General features: G+C 37.1%; 9 protein-coding genes and 1 pseudogene. 8 read left to right on the top strand and 2 right to left on the bottom strand.

The annotated features are described in order from the left end of the window. Positions 1-363: 363 nt before the first annotated feature. Positions 364-1575, top strand: coding sequence for an MFS transporter (locus ACFIM8_RS00050; RefSeq protein ID WP_375606211.1), 1212 nt, complete (start codon positions 364-366; stop codon positions 1573-1575). 317 nt (positions 1576-1892) lie between these two features. Here ACFIM8_RS00050 and ACFIM8_RS00045 read toward each other — a convergent pair whose 3' ends face one another. Next, positions 1893-2162: a hypothetical protein gene (locus ACFIM8_RS00045; protein ID WP_012754562.1), complete on the bottom strand. Its 270-nt coding sequence runs from the start codon at positions 2160-2162 to the stop codon at positions 1893-1895. A 2-nt stretch (positions 2163-2164) separates the two neighbouring features. Continuing rightward, the gene (locus ACFIM8_RS00040) at positions 2165-2611 is read right to left on the bottom strand and encodes a hypothetical protein (protein WP_375606212.1); all 447 of its coding nucleotides are present in this window, start codon (positions 2609-2611) and stop codon (positions 2165-2167) included. Between the two features lie 482 nt (positions 2612-3093). On the opposite strand from ACFIM8_RS00040, the gene ACFIM8_RS00035 reads away from it, so the two are divergent. The 7 genes and pseudogenes from ACFIM8_RS00035 to ACFIM8_RS00005 all read left to right on the top strand — a co-directional run bounded on the left by ACFIM8_RS00035 (position 3094) and on the right by ACFIM8_RS00005 (position 19775). Further along, positions 3094-3612 carry a helix-turn-helix domain-containing protein gene (locus tag ACFIM8_RS00035; RefSeq protein ID WP_375614305.1) on the top strand — a complete coding sequence of 173 codons (519 nt, stop codon included), beginning with the start codon at positions 3094-3096 and terminating at the stop codon, positions 3610-3612. A gap of 717 nt (positions 3613-4329) precedes the next feature. Next, positions 4330-10962 (top strand): Vomp family autotransporter, encoded by a 6633-nt coding sequence (locus ACFIM8_RS00030; protein ID WP_375614304.1) that lies wholly within the window; start codon positions 4330-4332, stop codon positions 10960-10962. Positions 10963-11586: 624 nt separating this feature from the next. Then, positions 11587-13317 (top strand): annotated as a pseudogene (locus ACFIM8_RS00025) (hypothetical protein); the annotation flags it as partial. A 45-nt stretch (positions 13318-13362) separates the two neighbouring features. Next, positions 13363-14598, top strand: coding sequence for a YadA-like family protein (locus tag ACFIM8_RS00020; protein ID WP_375614372.1), 1236 nt, complete (start codon positions 13363-13365; stop codon positions 14596-14598). 678 nt (positions 14599-15276) lie between these two features. Continuing rightward, positions 15277-15798 carry a hypothetical protein gene (locus ACFIM8_RS00015; protein WP_375606216.1) on the top strand — a complete coding sequence of 174 codons (522 nt, stop codon included), beginning with the start codon at positions 15277-15279 and terminating at the stop codon, positions 15796-15798. Continuing rightward, positions 15764-15928 carry a hypothetical protein gene (locus ACFIM8_RS00010; protein WP_375606217.1) on the top strand — a complete coding sequence of 55 codons (165 nt, stop codon included), beginning with the start codon at positions 15764-15766 and terminating at the stop codon, positions 15926-15928. Before ACFIM8_RS00015 ends, ACFIM8_RS00010 begins: the two co-directional genes overlap by 35 nt. Positions 15929-16313: 385 nt before the next feature. Continuing rightward, complete coding sequence (locus ACFIM8_RS00005; protein ID WP_375614303.1) at positions 16314-19775, top strand: Vomp family autotransporter; 3462 nt, start codon at positions 16314-16316, stop codon at positions 19773-19775. The last annotated feature ends 133 nt before the right edge of the window (positions 19776-19908 follow it).

The following is a 19908-nucleotide window of genomic DNA, read 5'->3' as shown; positions in this document are numbered from 1 at the left end:
TTTAGAGCCAAAGTGTGATGATAGAAGAACGACATGGAGGAGTATACTCGAGCATATTTTAATGCACGGAATAATAAGGGCAATGATGTGAGTGCAGCTTCCATACCGTAAAATTGTTTCACATATGTATAAAGGTGTAGCTTCTGAATAAAACGCACATAAAATATTAAATTTGTTTTTGTCCATAAATGTTCTGTTTTCATAGAAGAATTAATCATACAACAGCACAAAGATTGTAAAAGCCTCAAAAAAGAAATTTTGCTTTCTTAAATTTAATGATCTAAAATGAAAATTGTAAGAATGCCTGTTTTTAAACAGGATGTATCATGCATATCGACTGGGATTCATTTTAGAGGATAATTTATGTTCACTTCAAATTTGAAGGAACGCATTGCTTTATTTGAAAATAGAACTTTTCTCTATTTTACTTTGAGTGGCTTATTTGCTACATTTGGAAGTGGACTAAATTATATTACATTGTCGTGGCTCGCTTACAATCAGACGGGCTCAATCCGTGGTGTAGCGTTGATGATGCTTTTTCTTTGGACGCCTGGCATTATTTTTGCGCCTATTTTTGGCATATTGGCAGATAAATATAACCGTAAAACGCAGATTATTATTTCAAATCTTGTGAGAGGTTTGGTAATCGTAAGCTGGGTAATGCTTTGGCATTTTGGTATAAAAATTGAATTGATGGTCTTATCTGCTCTTTTGGGTATTTTTATCCCTTTTTATATGCCATCAGCTATTTCTCTAATTCAAAGTATTGTGCTGAAGGAACAGCTCATCAATGCAAATGCAACCATCGATATGGTTTATGAACTTGGCACTATCGTAGGTATGGGCTTAAGTGGATTTATACTATCCTATGCAGGAACAAAAGGAACTCTTCTAATAGGTGGTATATTCTTTATCATTGCTGGTTTATTTAATTTTGTAATGAAGGTACCTAAAAACCGAAGATCTAAAAAACAAAACCAGCAAAATTGGTGGGAAAATTATACAGCATCCCTTCATTATTTTAAACAGAATCCGGCTCTTTTTGTACCTTATATAAGCCAGATGATTATTATGACTCTTTTGATGACCATTCCTGTTATTCTCGTTCCTTATATACAAGAGGTTTTACATGCTGATAACAGGACCTTTGCAATATTTGAGGTGCTTTATTCTATGGGCGTATTGACAGGTGCGTTTTTTTCACCACTTCTTTGTAAAGTTTTATCGATAAGGAAAACATTAGCCATTTTATTAGCTTTTATGGCTATTGGCCTCGCTATTTTATCTGTTAATACACACAATTTTGTTGTTTTTCCTGTTTACTTTATGATTGGATTTGGACTTTCGAGTTGGGCTCTTTCGATTTCTTTATCACAACTCTCTTGTGATCCTGAATACCAAGGAAGATTGCAGGCAAGTTTTAATGGTATCTCTGGATGCTTGATCCTCGGATTCTATCTCATTATGGCAAGCGATAACAGTAGCATATCACCTCAATCGATATATTTTTTTCAAAGCATTGTTGCGTTTGTTGGAATTCTCATTGTACTGTTTTATAAACATGAAAAACAATAAATTGGCTTTAAGTGTGGTAAAATACGCTATTTTATAAATATTTACGCTGCAGCACATTTCACATTTTGTTTTTAAAGGGGTGGTGAGCAAATGGAAAGTTGGTGCTTAATAAATAAAGCATAAATTGATGTATGCTAGAGAATACCCTTCACTTTTTGATAATGATCCAAAAGAATTGATGCGTTTCTTTAATTCACCTCAGTGCTGTTAAGAAGACGAAAACGTAACACTTTAAATCTTCTTGAAAGTTTTTTGTCTAAGCGTAGCAGAAAGTAAAGCGATGAGGTAATATCTTATCATACGAGGAGAGTATTGCATTATTTTTGTTTTTCAAAATCCATATGAAAAATTGTATCAATTTCATCTTCATTGGAATGGGTGTTTCTACGACGATGCAAGGTTTGCACAATCTCTTTTTTTAAAACAGCATCTGTTTCACTTAAACGGTGAATACTGAGTTCCAATTCAAGAGATAATGCTAAATCCACGCACAGTTTAAGCTCTTCTCCAATGTCGAAACCGCGTTGATAGTCGTCATAAAGACCAACCAGTGTATCAGATAATTCTTTATCGCATAAAGAGGTCATGCTTAATTCCTCAACGTTGCGGGTTTCCATGCAGCTTTTTTAAGTATCACCCCACTATCATCACTTAAAATTGCCATGTATACGAACCTCATGGTTTTGTCAATTTTCTGCAAAATACGCGCTTTTAAATCAAAGCCTATTAAAGATTTTATTACTCCAAGATTTTGAAGCGCCCAATTGTAAATATGGATGGCAATGTGTTTACTATAGAATTTATAGCATTTAAAATACATTGCCAAAAGGCTTTTAATATGCGTAGAGGAAGAGTATTCTGACGATAAACCAAAAAACCTGAAATCTCTATTGCCAGTTACAGCTAAATCAGTGCCATTAATATATAAAATAAGCAAACAGGGTTTGTAAACGTCTAACTTTTTAATAACGAGTGATAATCTCATTTTTTGTAGAATACCAATTATTTTGCCTATTTTATATTGATTTTTAGACATTGATAAACTTTTTACCTTATAAAACCTATGGGAAATGCATTAGCATATTTTTGTAATAAAATTTCAGTGGTATATTGCACAGCATGAAATGAAGAGAATCGTATTAGGCTTTTTGCTTTTGAAAGAATATGACTGCAACTTTTGAGAAAGCAGTTGGCAAGAATTGGCTTGGCATGCAAACTGATAGAGTTGGCATTGGCGCATTTAGTTTTTTCATTGGCCTGTGTCCAAATGTTTTTGACTCTGGAAAATAGCCTCTGATAGGCTTGAGTTTTTCCAAGGTTATATTACAGGGGCGCAGCTCAGAAAAATACCACGGCGATTGCATTTTTTGTAATTGTCATAATTTTCGCTCCTGCTTAAATGGATACTGTAACATCCGTTTTTGTGGGGTTATGTATGTGATAACTGCTCTTCTTAAGGGGCAGTAACGATAAATATAATTATTTAGTCAACAATTATATTGGTTTTGGAGTGTTTTTTTGGCTCGTCCGGAAGCAAAACCTAAAACTGAGTTGGCAAAACGTTTTCGTGAAGTGCGTCACGCTCTTGGTTTTACAGAGCGTAAGCAGTTTGCTGAACATCTTGGTATCACTGCTGGCTCTATAGGAACTTATGAAACTGGTATAAGTGAGCCTACAGCTTCTGCGCTCTCCAAATATCAAGAAATTTGTGGTGTTTCATTAGATTGGCTAGTAACAGGCAATGGTGATATGTTTTCAGATATGGCAAAGGCGAAAGCAGCTGGTTTTAAACCGCAGGCGATTCCTGCTGGGCTGATGAAAAAGCTTGGACATTTAGTTTATACGACCTATCATGATGCAAAAATAACACTTTCTCCTGAAGATGTTGCGGAATTAGCAGCAGAGCTTTATGGAAGATTGCAAGAGCTTATTCAAAACCTCAATGATATAGAAGAAATCGAAGCCACTTTGCCGCTTTTAAAATTACATTTAAGACGTAAAATCGAAGCTGAAAAAACACCTCTAGAAATTTCATAAGATATGAACGAACAGCTCTTTTAAAAAATGGAGCTTTTTTGATTTTTACTATATAACCAAGTTTGGAATGTAAAAATCTCACAATTTTTGAGTCTTTTATTCAACCTGAATAATAATAAATTATCATTATAAATCAATACATTGCTCTAATACAGATAAAAAATGACGAGTAGTGATATAAAAAAACTCTTTCAAAGGTGTGCATCATATATTGAAACAGATTACTTCGCAGCAAAGAGTGATGTTATCATGATAATTGTCATTATTACATTATGCTATAAGTTAAAAAATCATAAATTTGTGCTTATAAGAACAGCTATTTTATTGAGAAGTATTTTTATAAATTTATAAAAAATTATTTTTACACTCTTGCCATTCTTTTAATGCGCTTTATTTGAAAAATAGAATTGCTCTTTAGTGAAACTATTTTTGTTAAGAGATAAATCGCAGTATTTTTGAATGGAGAGAACGGTATATTTTCAAAGTTTTGTGTTTTTATTTATTTTTTAGCTTGAATCCCTCTAGCTAAAAGGGTTGGGGACTTTTCTAGATTCGATGTTGTTGCAAAGATTTTAGGGCGATGCCGTAAAAATAGCGGTATCGTAGGGGGAGGGTTTTGTCTTGATTTATTGGTTTTTGAAGTGCGCAAACTGAGGGTTTTGCCATGAGTGTTTCCGCGCGTTGTAATGATGTTGAACTCTGTTGGAGGAGGTTCTTATGAAGAAAAAATGTTCCACACCAAATTTAATTAAAGTTGTCTCTCTTAGTACGGTAATGGCGACACTCTTATCGAGTGTTTCTCCCGTTTTCGCAGCGAACCTTGCGATAACAGGACAAACGGTTCAAAGCACAAATGGTGGTGATGTCTTGTATCCATATGGTAGTCATGGGAGTATTGTTTTTGCGGGTGATGATGATTTCTGTGGTGCAGATAATGTTATTGGTCGTGGCGGTAAGCAACAGCAGACAATTATCGATGATAGACGAATAACTGCAGAGCAACAATATGACAGATTTGTTGGTGAGAAAGTTTTTGGAGGTCGTGAACCTTATGGTACGACCACTGAACAGCTTATTTGGGCGGGTGATGGATACACGGTTAGCCGTAATGGTAGAATTTTAGGTGGTTATATGGGGGCACCGACTGGTGGTATTGTTGACGCTAAGCCTGAGGCTTTTGGTATTTATTCTTTTGCTACTGGATGTGGCTCTTCTGCAACGGGTAATTATTCAACCGTATTTGGTGCAGGCGCGACAGCAAAGGCAGGGGGTGCACAAGCCTTTGGTGTTTCCGCACTTGCAGGAGGTATAGCAAGTGTTGCTATGGGTGTTGGTTCAGAGGCATCGGGGAAATCTTCAGTTGCTATTGGAGGGCTTGCAACTGCATTAGGTACAAATAGTGTTGCTTTAGGTACAAAGGTAAAGGCAGAAAGTAATTATGCGATTGCTATAGGTACAGATGCTGAAGCTTTGGGGTCAGGTGCTATTGCAATAGGGGGCAGGCGCTCTGACAGAACTGAAGAAAATAATCCTAACAGAAAAGTAATCGCGAATGCTGAAAATGCGATAGCTATAGGTACGCAAGCTTATGCTGAAACAGAAGATTCGGTTGCCATTGGTGTAAATTCACAGGTGCTTGTTAAGGATGGTGTTGCTGTAGGTGGAGGATCTATCTCTGATAGAAACAAGAATGTTGCTGGTTATGATCCTGCAACGGATAAAGGGACAACAAAAACTGGTATAGCATGGAAAAGCACAACAGGAGCTTTTAGCGTTGGTGAAGTTGGTGGACGTGGTAATGGTACGCTAACACGACAAATTACAGGGGTTGCAGCTGGAAGTGAAGATACTGATGCGGTAAACGTGGCGCAACTAAAAGCCATGAAAGATTTAGTTTCAGGAGCTTGGAAACTTTCTGCTAATGATGCAAATCCTACAGACGTGAATCCAGGTAGTACAATAGATTTTTCAGTGAAAGATACAAAAGTAGGAAAAGATAACTTAAAGATTGAAAGAAACACTGTAGATAATAAGCATAAAATTGAATTTACTTTGAGTGATACTCTTAAATTGACAAAAGTCACTACAGGACAAAGCTCTATGAGTGATGATGGCTTTATTATTGAAAATGGGCCAAAAATGATTCTAGATGGTATTGATGCTGGCGATAAACAGATTACAAATGTGGCAGATGGTGAAGAAGACACCGATGCTGTCAATTATAAACAGCTGAAAGAGGTAAAAACAGTTGCAGAAAAAGGCTGGAAACTTTCTGTTGATGGTAACGATTCTACAGATGTTAAAGCTGGTAGTACAGTAGATCTTATTGCTGGTGAGACTAGGGGGATAAACAGTAAAAATATCACGATTAAAAAAGATAACGACAATAAAGTTACATTTTCTTTAAATGATCAGATTAAGCTAACGACTGTCACGACAGGCAACAGTACTATGAGTGATGAGGGCTTTAAGTTTGTTAATGGAGGACCAAGCATAACTGCGAATGGTATTGATGCAGCCAAGCAAAAGATCACAAACGTAGCAGATGGGGAAAAAGATACTGATGCTGTAAATTATAAACAGCTGAAAGCTGTACAAGAGGCAACCAAAACAAGTTGGCAGCTTGCTGTTAACGGTGGAGATGCTACGGCTATTGGTCCAAATGGTACAGTAAATTTTCAGTCAGCTGACAATGACGGCACAAAAAATATCAAGATCGAAAAAGATAGTGATCACAATGTCACGTTTGATCTAGCTGATGATATTCAGGTAATGACTGTCACAGCAGGAGAAAGCGTTATGAGTGCTGTTGGCTTTGGTTTTACTGAGGGTAATGGACCGAGCATAACTGTTCAAGGCATTCATGCTGGTAATAAAACGATTAAAGGGGTAGCGGCAGGGGAAGAAGATACCGATGCTGTCAATTTTTCACAGCTTAAAAAAATAGAAGGAATGATATCAGAGGCAGGAGGCTGGAAACTTTCTGTTGATGGGAACAATTCTACAGATGTTAAAGCTGGGAGTACAGTAGATCTTGTTGCGGCTGTGGGTGAGGACGGAAGCAAAAATATAAAAATTGCAAAAGACAGTAATAAAGTTACATTTTCTTTGAGTGATACTCTTAAGTTGACGAGTGTTACGACAGGCAACAGCATTATGAACAACGATGGCTTTACGTTTATTGATGGTAATGGACCAAGCATAACTTTAAATGGTATTAATGCTGGTGATAAAAAAATTACAGGAGTAACTAAGGGGGAAAAAGATACAGATGCGGTGAATTATAAACAGCTGAAAGATGTAAAAACACTTGCAGAAAATGGCTGGAAACTTTCTGTTGATGGTAGCAATGCTACAGATGTTAAAGCTGGGAGTACAGTAGATCTTGTTGCGGGTGCGAGTGATGATGGAAGCAAAAATATCAAAATTGTAAAAGATAATAACAAAGTCACATTTTCTTTGAATGATCAGATTAAGCTCACGAGTGTTACGACAGGCAACAGCATTATGAGCAACGATGGCTTCAAGTTTGTTGATGGAGGACCAAGCATAACTGTTGATGGTATTGATGCTTACAATAAAAAAATCACAAAAGTTGCTAACGGAACTGATGATACTGATGCTGTGAATTTTAAGCAGCTGAAAGATGTTACAGCGGGAATTAAAACGGGTTGGAAGCTTTCTGTTGAAGACGGAGAAGCTACAGATGTTGAAGCAGGAAGTACAGTAAAGTTTGTTGCAGTTAAGCATAAAGACGATGATAATAATGAGAGTGAGAACACAAATATAAAAATTACCAGAGGTGATAACAATAAAGTAAAGTTTGATTTAAGCGAATATATTAAAGTTGGTCGTGTAGAAACAGGGGATAGCAGAATGAGTAATGCCGGTTTCATGATCAAGGATGGTCCAAACATGACCAAGGGTGGTATTCATGCCGCCAATACAAAAATTACAGGAGTCGCAGATGGTAGCAATGAGCATGATGCTGTTAATCTTTCACAATTATATAAAATGAAGTTTGAGATAGAAGGCAATAGTCTTGTTAAATGGAGTAAAAGTAAAAAAAATATTACCATTGGTGCTGAAAAAGAAGGTATCGAAATCAATATTGCGAACTCTGAAGGCAGAGATCGAATTATTTCTGGCGTTGCAGTTGGAAAAGTCAGTTCCGATTCAACAGAAGCAATAAATGGCCATCAACTGTTTAGTTATATTACTAATATAGTGGATTTTTTTGGTGGTGAGGAGACAGATATACTTAATGGTATCAAACCAACATTTACTGTTCAGAAGACAAAACACGACAATGTAACGGATGCTTTCGCTGCTGTTGATACTTCTATCACAGATATTTATAGTCAGATTAATAATGTAACAGAAAGCAGTCTTGTTAAATGGAAAGAAGATCAGAAGCTTATTACCATTGGTAAAGAAAAAGGCGGTACGAAAATTGATATTACAGGTACTGAGGGAGAGCGAACCATTGCAGGTGTGAAAAATGGAAAGATTTCAGAAGATTCAACAGAAGCGATAAATGGTAGTCAGGTCACAAAGATATCTGGAGATGTTGCAAAATTCTTTGGTGGGGATGCAGCATTTCAGGATGGTGCTTTTGTAGGCCCTAGATATAATCTATCTACCGTTTCTGCAGATGGTAGCGTAGAACAGAAAACCTTTGAAAATGTTGGTGATGCTTTGACAGGGCTTGATGCGAATGTCAAAAATGTGAATAGTCGTTTAACACATGTAGTCAATAATTTTACTGAGGAAATTCAGGGTCTCTCTAAAGATGCTTTATTGTGGAGCAGTTCTGAGAGTGCATTTGTTGCACTTCATGAAAAAGATGGACAGAAGATAGATAGTAAGATTAAGTTCCTTGCGAATGGCGATATTTCAGGAGATTCAACAGATGCAATAAATGGTTCTCAACTTTATAAGATGGGCGATAAGATTGCAAATTATTTTGGCGGTGGTGCTCGCTATGAGAATGGAGAGTGGAGCGATCCTACTTTCAAAGTTTCTCAGCGTAATGAGGATGGCACTATTGTTGAGAAAAAGCATCATAATGTCGCTGATGCTTTTGAAGGTGTCGATAATTCTATTACGGATATCTATAATCAGATTAATAATGTAACAGAAAATAGCCTTGTAAAACAGGAGGGAGAAGATGGTCTTATTACTGTGGGTAAAGCAACCGGTGGTACTGAAATCAGCCTTGTAAATAAAGATAAGCAAGAAAGAACACTTTCTGGTATAAAAGATGGAGAAATCTCTCAAGCATCAAAAGAAGCAGTAAATGGTTCACAGCTTTTTGCTACGAATAAGAATATTACTACTGTTAACAATGATCTCAAAACAGTTGCTCAAAATACATCGAAATATTTTGGTGGTAGTACAGATGTACTTGAAGGTATAAAACCAGCTTTCCTTATTGATGGAACGGCATATGATAATGTTACAGATGCGTTTACGGGTGTGAATATTTCTATCCATAAGATTGATGATAAGATTTCTGATGTGGTAAAAAATAGTCTTGTTAAGCAAGATGGAGGTGCATCAGGTGTTATTACTATTGGTAAGGATACAGCTGGTACTGAGATCAATATTGCGGGATATGCTGGTGTAGCGCGTTCTATTTCTGGTGTTAAGGCAGCAGAGAAGGGCGATGAAGCTGTTAACAAAGACCAACTGGATAAAAGCATAAAGGATATTACGAAAGATATTGAGACAGTAACTGCTACTGCGGTTCTTTATGATAAGAATGACGATAATAGTGTTAATTACGGTAGTGTAACTTTGGGCGGCGATAAGAACAACGGACCAGTTGCTCTTCGTAACGTGAAAAATGGTAGCATTTCTGAAAATTCCAACGATGCAATCAATGGTAGTCAGATTAATAAAATATCAGCAGATATTGCAAAGTTTTTTGGCGGTGGTGCAAAGTTTATTAACGGTGCTTTTGAAGGGCTGAAATATACTTTATCCGCTATTGTAGGTGGTGAAGTAGGGAAGGCTAATTTTTACAATGTTGGTGATGCTTTAACAGGTCTTGATAAAAATGTTCAAGATGTGAATCAACGCTTAACGAATGTATCCAATGAGTTTAATCAGAAAATTGAAGATTTCTCTAAAGATGCTTTACTGTGGGATGATGATGAAGAAGCATTTGTTGCACGTCATGAAAAAGATGGGCAGAAAACAAAGAGCAAATTGAAATATCTTTTGGATGGTGAGATTGCCGAAGGTTCAACGGATGCCATTACAGGGAACCAGCTTTATCTCATGAGCAACAAGCTTGCTAATTATTTTGGTGGCGGTGCCAAATATGAGAATGGCAAATGGACAGATCCTACTTTTAAGATTGTTCAAGTCAATGCTGATGGTACAACTGTTGAGAAAGAGCACCATAATGTTGCTGAGGCGATTGGTGGTGTTAATGGCGGTATGGTAAACATAAATAACCGTATTAATGATGTCATCAACAAGGTTGATTCAGATGTTCTACACTGGAATAAGGAGAAAGGAGCCTATGACGCTAACCATGATGGTCAACCAAGTAAGATTATCAATGTAGCCGATGGTAAAGTTGAAAAAGGTTCGAAAGATGCGGTTAATGGTGGACAACTTTGGGAAACCAATGAACGTATCACTGGTGTTGAAAAAGATGTTCAGCATCTTACCAACAGAGTTGATAACATTTCCAATACGATTGCTGATATTGGTGATACAGTTATCAATATTGATGCCAAAGTTGATAACATCAATAATAGAGTTGACAACATTGAAGAGGATGCTGTTCGTTATGATAGAGATGAAAACGGCAAAAAAACCAATAAAATCACATTAGCGGGGGGGGATGCCAGTGAACCTGTTCTGATTGATAATGTCTCTGATGGTAAAATTGAAAAAGGTTCGAAAGAGGCTGTAAATGGTGGTCAACTCCATGATTATACTCAAGAACAGATGAAGATTATTCTTGATCAATCCAAGCAGTATACAGATCAACGGGTTAATAATATTAAGATTGATGCGATTGATGATGCTGTTGATCGGGCTAAACAATATACAGATATGAGGTTTGACGTTTTAAACTACAGCATTGAGAATGTGAAAAAAGAGGCTAGACAAGCAGCGGCTATTGGGCTAGCGGTTTCTAACTTGCGCTACAATGATACACCTGGAAAATTAAGCGTTGGATTTGGTACTGGTTTATGGCGTAGTCAGTCTGCATTTGCCTTTGGTGCAGGTTACACCTCGGAAAATGGAAAATACCGTTCTAACATATCCGCAACAACTTCTGGAGGTCACTGGGGTGTAGGTGCGGGATTCAATATGACATTGAATTGATAATAAACAAAATATATAAAAATTCCTTTTCACCCCTGTCTCATGAGGCAGGGGTGAATTGTTGTTACGTATGTAAAAATACATGTATACAAATTGATAAGCGCTATAATAATAAATACAGGTTTAAAAAACAGAAAAAAACCTATACACTTTCAACAAAATGAACTTCTTATTTCAAAATAAGATAATGAGTTCTTTCATAAATTATAAGTTCATTATTTTCTTTTTTAATTTTTAAATCTAAAAAATCTGTAGCACTCTACAGATAAAAAACTTTTGCTCTCTACAAATCTATTAAAAAGTTTTCTACTAAGATAAAATTATACATTCAAATGTATTCCAACTTTACTGGAAGAAGTTATAAAACAATACGCTAAATTACTCTACCCCTTGCAAAAAACAACCAATAAGTTTAAAGGTTAAAAAACCAGTCACCAAAAATTTACTTTCTTAGAAAATGTAAAAGAGCAAAACGTATTAATCTTAAAAAACAACTTCTTTATCTTTTCAGTCAGGTACTAAATTTTTTGAATACGTTTAGAAAAAACAACTTTAAAAGACTGTATAGCGTTTAAATGTGTCTTTTTTGTGTTTATAGTTATTTCTTTCATTGGGGAGTTCACTATGAAAAAATTATATACAAAATTAGCAGGGAGCGATTTAAAATTTTCTCGTTTTTCTTTTGTTAAAGTTCTTTCGTTGGCTACAGCGGCTACATTCTTATCGAATGTTACACCTGTTTTTTCAGCAAATCCTGATTTTAGAAACACGTTTCTTGAAGGTGTAAAAAGTGCCGGCGTGTCTTATCTACAAAGCATTCTCTCTGTTGCTGGTTTGAATAATTCTGAAGACTATGCAAATTTTTTAACTAAAACTCTTACTGGTGTAAGTGATTATAGTCCTATAGTGAATGTTTTGCCAGAAGCCAGCGATTCGATACGTTCAATTGATATGAATGCTGGAAGTAAAAAAATAACAAGAGCAGATTTAACTCCAAGAGTTGTAAAGGGAGATCAGATAACTAGCAAGCAGGATTTGGGTAATCCTCTTGTTTATGGTGAACGAGCTCAGGGAGAAGCGCATGATGCTATTGTTTTCGGGCAGGTAGCGCAGACGAAGGCTGACCAAGGGATTGCTATCGGCTTAACTGCTTTAGCTGGTAGTAGTAGAAATACTAAAAATAGCATTGCAATCGGCTCTTCTCTAACCGATAGTTCTGATGAAAAAGAGAGAACAGTTTCATTTGGTGATTTTTCAATAGCCTTCGGTAGTAAAGCACATAGTTATGCAAATGAAGCGATTGCTATGGGATACAATGCATACGCAAAGGAGCGGGCGCCGCAGGGAGTTGCTATAGGCGCTAGATCTAATGTGACGGTTGCGGGAGGTGTTGCTCTAGGAAGCGATTCTATATCCGATAGGGCTGCTGGTGAGTTTGGCTACACTTCTTTGTTACAGGGGCCTGCAACAAACATCGAGGCGCAATGGAAAAGTACGCGGGGCTCAGTTAGTGTTGGTGATTATAGTAAGGGTATAACCAGACAAATTACAGGCGTAGCTGCTGGTTCTAATATTACCGATGCAGTGAACCTTAGACAGTTGCAGGACTTAGAAAAAGTTGTAAGACAAAACGGTTGGAAACTCTCTGTTGGAGATAAAAATGCTACCACTGTTCTCATGAATAGCGGAGTAGATTTTTCTGCTGGAAGTAGCAACCTAAATATTACAAAGGGCGGAAATGACAATAATATAAAATTTGATTTAGCTAAGGATATTGCACTGGAGAGCGTAAAGATAGGTAAAAATACCTTCGATGCCACAGGCTTAGTAATTACTGATGGTCCGAAAATAACCACCGGTGGTATTGATGCTGGAAATAAAAAGGTAACGGGTGTTACATCTGGTGATCTTAGCACAAGTTCGACAGATGCTGTTAATGGTAGTCAGATTCATACAATCACTGAGAATTTATCAAAAATTTTAGGTGGAAATGTATCCTTTGATGGAAAAAACTTTAAAGTACCAGAGTATAAATTATCGAATATTGATGAAAAAGGTGTTGTAACAGATAAACCGCATAGCGATGTTGGTTCTGCTTTTAAAGGGCTTGATGAGAATATCAAAAATGTTAACGCTCGCATTAAGGAGATCTCAGAGGGAGTTGCACAAGATTCTTTATCTTGGAGCGATGGTGAAAAAGCTTTTGTCGCTCTGCATGGGGAAGGTGATGACAGAAAAGCAAGCAAGATCACATCACTTGCTGCTGGCTCTATAGTATCAGGCTCGAGTGATGCGGTTAATGGCGGGCAGATTTATGATCTGAATCAGTCGCTAGCAAAGTATTTTGGTGGTGATGCTAAGTATGATGGTGATGGCTGGGTTCTTCCAGGTTTCAAGATAATGACTTTTCAAGAAGATGGAAGCTTTGTAGAGGAAGATTATGATAGCATTGCAGCCGCGTTTTCCGGTGTAAATAAGGTTTTCAAGAATCTTCATAATGAGATTTCAGACAACATTGAGCAAAATGCGTTGTTGTGGAGTGATGATGCAGGTGCGTTTGTAGCACAGCATGAAGAAGAAGGTAAAAAGAAAAACAGCAAGATCACGTTCCTTGCGAAAGGAAAGATATCAGAAGATTCTACGGATGCGATTAATGGTGGTCAGATTTATACTCTTCAACAGACATTTGCCTCATATTTTGGTGGAGGATCTGGTTATGATAAGGAAGGAAACTGGCAAGGACCAAAATTCTACGTTCAGGTCTTTAATAAGGATGGTACGAAAGGTGATAAAGAGGAGCGTAATAGTGTCTCTGAAGCATTTGATGTTGTTAATGACAGCATGAGCAATATCAACGATCGTATAAAAGAAGTTGAAAAGGATACCTCTTCGAATAGTCTGAATTGGAATAAAGAAAAAGGAAGCTATGATGCATCTCATGTTGATTCTCAGGGTGTTAAGAGTCCAAGTAAGATTATCAATGTAGCGAATGGTAAGGTAGACAGAGATTCAAAAGAAGCAGTGAATGGAGGACAGCTTTGGGAAACTCAGCAGATGATTACAGATCAGGTCAAGGATATTGAAAATAAAGTTACGGAGGGATCTGTACAATATGATAAAGATAAAAAAACGGGCAAAAAGACCAATAAAGTTACATTAGTTGGTGTAGATGACAGTTCTCCAGTATTAATAGACAATGTAGCCGATGGAAAGATTAAAAAAGATTCGAAAGAAGCGGTTAATGGCGGTCAATTAAAAGATAAGATGGATTTTGTGCTTGAAAGTGCCAATAAGTATACGGATGAGCAAATTTCTCATCTTGTAAAAGATGGCGTTAGTGGGGCTAATTCATATACGGATATGAAGGTTTCGACATTAAGTTATGTTGTTGAGGATGTTCGAAAAGAGGCAAGACAGGCAGCAGCTGTTGGTTTAGCGGTATCTAGTTTACGCTATAGTGATATCCCTGGAAAATTAACTATCGCATTTGGTAGTGGTTTATGGCGTAGTCAATCTGCTTTTGCTTTTGGTACAGGTTATACTTCAGAGAACGGTTATATTGGTTCCAACTTGTCAATTACCACTTCTGGAGGTCACTGGGGTATAAGTGCAGGAGTTAATGTGATACTCAACTAATAAACGACTAAATCCATAAAATTGATTTGCCTTTTTCTTATTTAAGAAAAGGGCAATTTTTTTACTTTTTTCCAGAGCTCTCTAAAGCTATTCTAAATGTATAAAACACCCGTAATTATATAAAATCCGAATATAAAAAGCCTATGACAACTTTTGTTGAGAATAAAAGACCTTAGTGGTAAAGATTCAAAAAATTGATTGCTATTATTTTTATTTGTTAAAATGCTTCACGCAATGTAAATACGAATATACCCTTTATAAAATGAGACAGTTTTAGCTTTTTTTTCGTATAGTTTTAAACGTATGCTTTATAATGAAACGATCTACAGATATGCAACGTACTCCAAACATAAGTATTGCTTTAGATAGTGGAGCGCAAACGGAAAAAGAATGGAGCGTTGCTGTATGCAATATGGCTCACGCTTTAGAGAAAAGCAGATCGCAATAGGTGGTGAATATAATAAGAAGAGCGAATACGGGGAAAATGATTATACAACTTGCGAAGAGTGATTATTCAACAGTAGTGGGAACTTTTTCTAAAACTTTAGAATATGGTTCGATTTCACTTGGTCACCCGTGTATATGCATTTGCTCAAGAAGCTATTTCTATGGGTTTCTATTCAAAAGCAAATGGGGTTGGAAGTATCGCTTTAGATTCCTATTCTAAAGTGACGGTTGATGGGGGCTATTGGAGACAACTCTGTGTCCGGTAGGGCTGATGGCGTTTTTGGGTATACGTCTCTTCTGCAAGGACCGGCTAAAAACACTGAATCTCAATGGAAAAGTATGAAAGTTGCAATAAGTATTGGTGTTCCTAGTAAGAACATAACGCGAAAAATTATAGGTGTAGCAGCTGGTAGCAAACCTGCCGATGCAATGAACCTTAGACAATTGCAGGATTTAGAAGAAGTCGTAAGAAAAAAGGTTGGAAACTGTCTATTTCTGGTGAGGAAGCTAAAGATATGGGTGCTAGATAGTACAATAAATTTTTCATCTGGAGGAAGTAACTTCACGGTTAAAAGAGATGAGGACGATGAAAATAAGCTCATATTTGGTTTGGCTAATGATATATCATTGAAAAGCATAACATTAGGAGAGAAAACAAAAGTCGATGCAACAGGCTTAGTAATTACTGATGGCCTGCAAATAACCACCGGTAATATTAATGCGGCAAGTAAAAAATGTTGTAGAAGGAACTAGCAATACTGATGCAGTGAATTTTTCACAACTGAAGGGAATAAAAGAACAAGTAGCAGTGAGTATTTTTGTAAAACAGGATACAGCAACGAGATACATTACCATTAGTAAGAATATAAATGGTGCATTTTAGTAAAAAGCTTTCATAAATCCTCTAATGAAATAAAAAAATCTTATTCACGAAAAATAAACTGATGCCTAAGCGGATGATCAATAGGCACAAAAATTATATCTCTTTCAAAGAGATCAAAGCTAAAAAACGATACACAACCTTTGATAGAAAAAACGAAAGCTATTCTAATATTAAGTATTTTTTTACCTTCCTTAAATTGACTTTCATGAACCTACCCCTAATTACTCTTTAAAGTCGCTGCAGAAACAAAAGCTTACGTCTTAATTTTATTGATGTCCTAAAACACGCTGTAAAAGTAGGAACACGCAAGGGAAATAGGAAAGCTTTAGAGCTCTAGATCATACCTTTTTTGTGTTTTTAATCTATTATTATGAAGGGGGGTATTATGAAAAAATTATATACTACACAAAATCTGCGTGATTTGAGTTTTTCTCGCTCACATCGTCGATCATCATTGTTTAAAGTAGCTTCGTTGGGAACTGCGGTTGCCTTGTTTTTATCGAATGCTGCTCCTGTTTTTTCAGCAAATTTCGATTTAACAAAAGCATCTCTTGAAAATGTGAAGAATGCTGCCGTGGTTTATCCGCAAAGCATTATCTCTGCGTATGATTACTATGATGGTGATAAGGAAAATTATTTAACAGCATTGAATGTAGCAATGATGCCAAAAGTTAACGCTTCCGATAACTATGTAAATTTTTTAACCAAAACCCTTTCTGCTATAAGTAATGATGATCCTATTGTGAATGTTTTGAGGGCAGATGGTAAAAATTCATCTGAAAGGACATTAGATGCAGGCTGGCAATATAAAAAATCGATTATCAGTGTACAGAATGGTGAGAATACAGCGATTATTGATGCATTGAATCCTTTGCGTAATGACTCTATGACTAGAATGCAGCGTGATACCGGACTGCAACGTGACGTAGAGGGTACTAATGTCATATTTGGTAATGATATAACAAAGGCTGAAAAACTCCATGGAAAGAGTGATATTGTTGCTCTTGGTGCCAAGATAATAGTAAACGCTCCAGATTCGGTTGCTGTTGGTTATGGCGCGCAGGTGGATAATAGCTTTACTGTTGCTGTAGGTCATTTGGCGTACGCTGTAGGTAAAAAAAGTATCGCAATAGGTGGTGAAGGTAGAAGTGGTAGTAAGCCGATTCCTACTGAGGGCCGTACAATAGCGACGGGCGAAGAATCAATTGCTATTGGACATCGTGCTAAGGCGGACAGTGAGGAATCTATAGCTTTTGGTGCTTATTCAAAAACGACGATAAATTTAGGCGTTGCTCTTGGGAGCGAGTCTGTGGCTGATGTTGCTGCGGGCGCTATCGGTTATAATTCTTTAACTAAAGGCCCTTCAGATTCTGACGACATGATATGGGCGAGTACACTAGGTGCAGTAAGTGTTGGTGATGCTAAATCAGAAAAAACGCGCCAGATTGTAGGAGTGGCAGCTGGTAGTGGCGACACTGATGCCGTTAATGTTGCACAGTTAAAATCATTGCAAAAATACGTAGACCAAGGTTGGACACTATCTGTTGGGGGTAAAAATGCTAAAGCTGTTGGTGTACAAGATACTGTAGATTTGTCGGCTGCAAGTGACAATCTTAAGATTACAAAAGGTGAGGAAAACAATAATGTAACATTTGATCTAGCTAATAATATTACAGTGGAACGAGTTACCGCTGGGAGAAGCTCTATCAGTGATGATGGCATTTTGTTTGCTGATGGGGCTAAAATAACTGTGGATGGCATTGATGCTGGCAATAAGCAGATTACAGGAGTGGCAGCTGGGGAAGAACCTGATGATGCAGTGAATTTTGCTCAGTTGGAGCAGGTTAATCGCGACGTTGCAGGTGTAAGTCAAAATATATCACAATATTTTGGTGGTGGTGCAGATGTATCTAATGGTAAAGCACCAACTTACACAATTCAGGGTAATTCTCATAATGATGTTGGTTCTGCTTTTAATGCTGTTGATACTTCTATCACGAATATCCAAAATCAGATTACGAATGCGACAAAAAACAGCCTTGTTAAGCAGGAAGGAGATGCAGGTACTATTACCGTTGGTGTGACAACGGGGGGTACAGAAATTAATGTTGCAAATAATGCAGGCAACGATAGGATAATTTCTGGCGTAAAGACAGCTGTGAATGGTAATGAAGCTGTTAACAAAGCTCAGCTTGATAAAAGTATAGAGAAGATTTCTAATGATATTAAGCTTACAAGTGCTGCTGCAGTTCTTTATGATAAAGAAAACGATACCGTTAATTATAATAGCATAACTTTGGGTGGTGATAAGACTACAGCACCAGTTTCCCTCCATAATGTTAAAGATGGAAAAATTGCTGAAGATTCGCATGATGCGATCAATGGTAGGCAGATTGAAAAAATATCTCGAGATGTAGCAAACATTTTGGGTGGGAATGCAGAATTTAGCGACGGTATTTTATTCGGTCCGCTCTATCATTTATCGCGCATTTCTGAAGATGGCGTAGCAGTATCTAAAGACCATAATAATGTTGGTGACGCTTTGATAGGGCTTGATGACAATATCAACAATGTGAATAGCCGCTTAACACATGTAGCCAATGAATTTACTCAGAAAATAGAGGGTGTTTCTAAAGATTCTCTATTGTGGAGTAATGATGAGCAGGCATTTGTGGCACAGCATGGAGAGGGAAAAGCCAATAGCAAAATTAAATTTCTTGCCAATGGAGATATTACTGAAGATTCAACCGATGCAGTAAATGGTTCGCAACTTTATCTTATGAGCAACCAATTGGCTGCGTATTTTGGTGGTGGCGCTGGCTATAATAATGGAGAATGGACTGCTCCTACTTTCAAGATAGCACAATTCAAGGTTGACGGGAGCTCTAGTGAAAAGAAGGATTATCATGACGTTGTCAGTGCTTTTGACGGCGTAAGTGAGAGTATGTCTAAGATAAACGACCGCATTCAAAATGTTGAAAACAATGTCTCGTCCAATGGTTTAAATTGGAATGAGCAGAAAAAAGCTTATGACGCTAGCCATGATGGTCAACCAAGTAAGATTATCAATGTAGCAGATGGTAAAATTGCAGAAGGTTCAAAAGATGCAGTCAATGGTGGACAGCTTTGGGAGACCAACGAACGTATCACTGGCGTTGAAAAAGATATTAAACATATTGAAAACAGAGTCGACAATATTTCCACTACGGTTACGAATATTGGTGAAACGGTTTTCAATATTGAAGACAGAGTTGATAATATTGAGAACACGGTTAATAATCTTGCTGATGGGGCAGTTAACTATGATAAAGATGCTGATGGTAAAAAGGCCAATAAGATCACTCTACAAGGTGGGAATGAAAGTGAACCTGTTATGATTGATAATGTTGCCAATGGTCGCATTGAACAAGGTTCGAAAGAAGCTGTTAATGGCGGTCAGCTCCATGACTATACCCAAGAACAGATGAAAATTGTTCTCGATGAATCGAAGCACTACACAGATCAACGGATAAATAATATCAGGATTGATGCTATTGATAGTGCTGTTGATCGGGCTAACCAATATACAGATATGAAGTTTAATATTTTAAGTTATGATATTAAGAGCGTACGCAAAGAGGCAAGGCAAGCAGCTGCCGTTGGTCTAGCAGTATCCAACCTACGTTACTTCGACGAGCCAGGATCTTTGAGTGTCTCATTTGGTAGCGGCGCATGGCGTGGACAATCCGCATTTGCTCTTGGTGCTGGTTATACATCTGAAAACGGGAAAATCCGCTCTAATCTCTCTGCCACGAGTGCTGGTGGTCATTGGGGAATAGGTGGTGCAATTACTCTGAAAATAAAATAATACGAACAACGAAAACAGAACAAAATATCCACCCTTATTTATTAAAATGAGGGTGGATATTTTTTTACAGATGCACAGTATTTATCTAGAGATAAGCATAATATTTGATGACACTATAAATTTTGAGGTTTTA

This window comes from Bartonella sp. AC535YNZD, from assembly GCF_042196625.1.
Classification (GTDB): domain Bacteria; phylum Pseudomonadota; class Alphaproteobacteria; order Rhizobiales; family Rhizobiaceae; genus Bartonella.
This window is presented reverse-complemented; position numbering and strand designations above follow the sequence as displayed.

Bases quoted from the DNA above. Each gene is read 5' to 3' on its own strand.
- ACFIM8_RS00050 (WP_375606211.1), top strand. From the start codon at position 364: ATGTTCACTTCAAATTTGAAGGAACGCATTGCTTTATTTGAAAATAGA.
- ACFIM8_RS00045 (WP_012754562.1), bottom strand. From the start codon at position 2,162: ATGACCTCTTTATGCGATAAAGAATTATCTGATACACTGGTTGGTCTT.
- ACFIM8_RS00040 (WP_375606212.1), bottom strand. From the start codon at position 2,611: ATGTCTAAAAATCAATATAAAATAGGCAAAATAATTGGTATTCTACAA.
- ACFIM8_RS00030 (WP_375614304.1), top strand. From the start codon at position 4,330: ATGAAGAAAAAATGTTCCACACCAAATTTAATTAAAGTTGTCTCTCTT.
- ACFIM8_RS00020 (WP_375614372.1), top strand. From the start codon at position 13,363: ATGACTTTTCAAGAAGATGGAAGCTTTGTAGAGGAAGATTATGATAGC.
- ACFIM8_RS00015 (WP_375606216.1), top strand. From the start codon at position 15,277: ATGGGGGCTATTGGAGACAACTCTGTGTCCGGTAGGGCTGATGGCGTT.
- ACFIM8_RS00010 (WP_375606217.1), top strand. From the start codon at position 15,764: ATGCGGCAAGTAAAAAATGTTGTAGAAGGAACTAGCAATACTGATGCA.
- ACFIM8_RS00005 (WP_375614303.1), top strand. From the start codon at position 16,314: ATGAAAAAATTATATACTACACAAAATCTGCGTGATTTGAGTTTTTCT.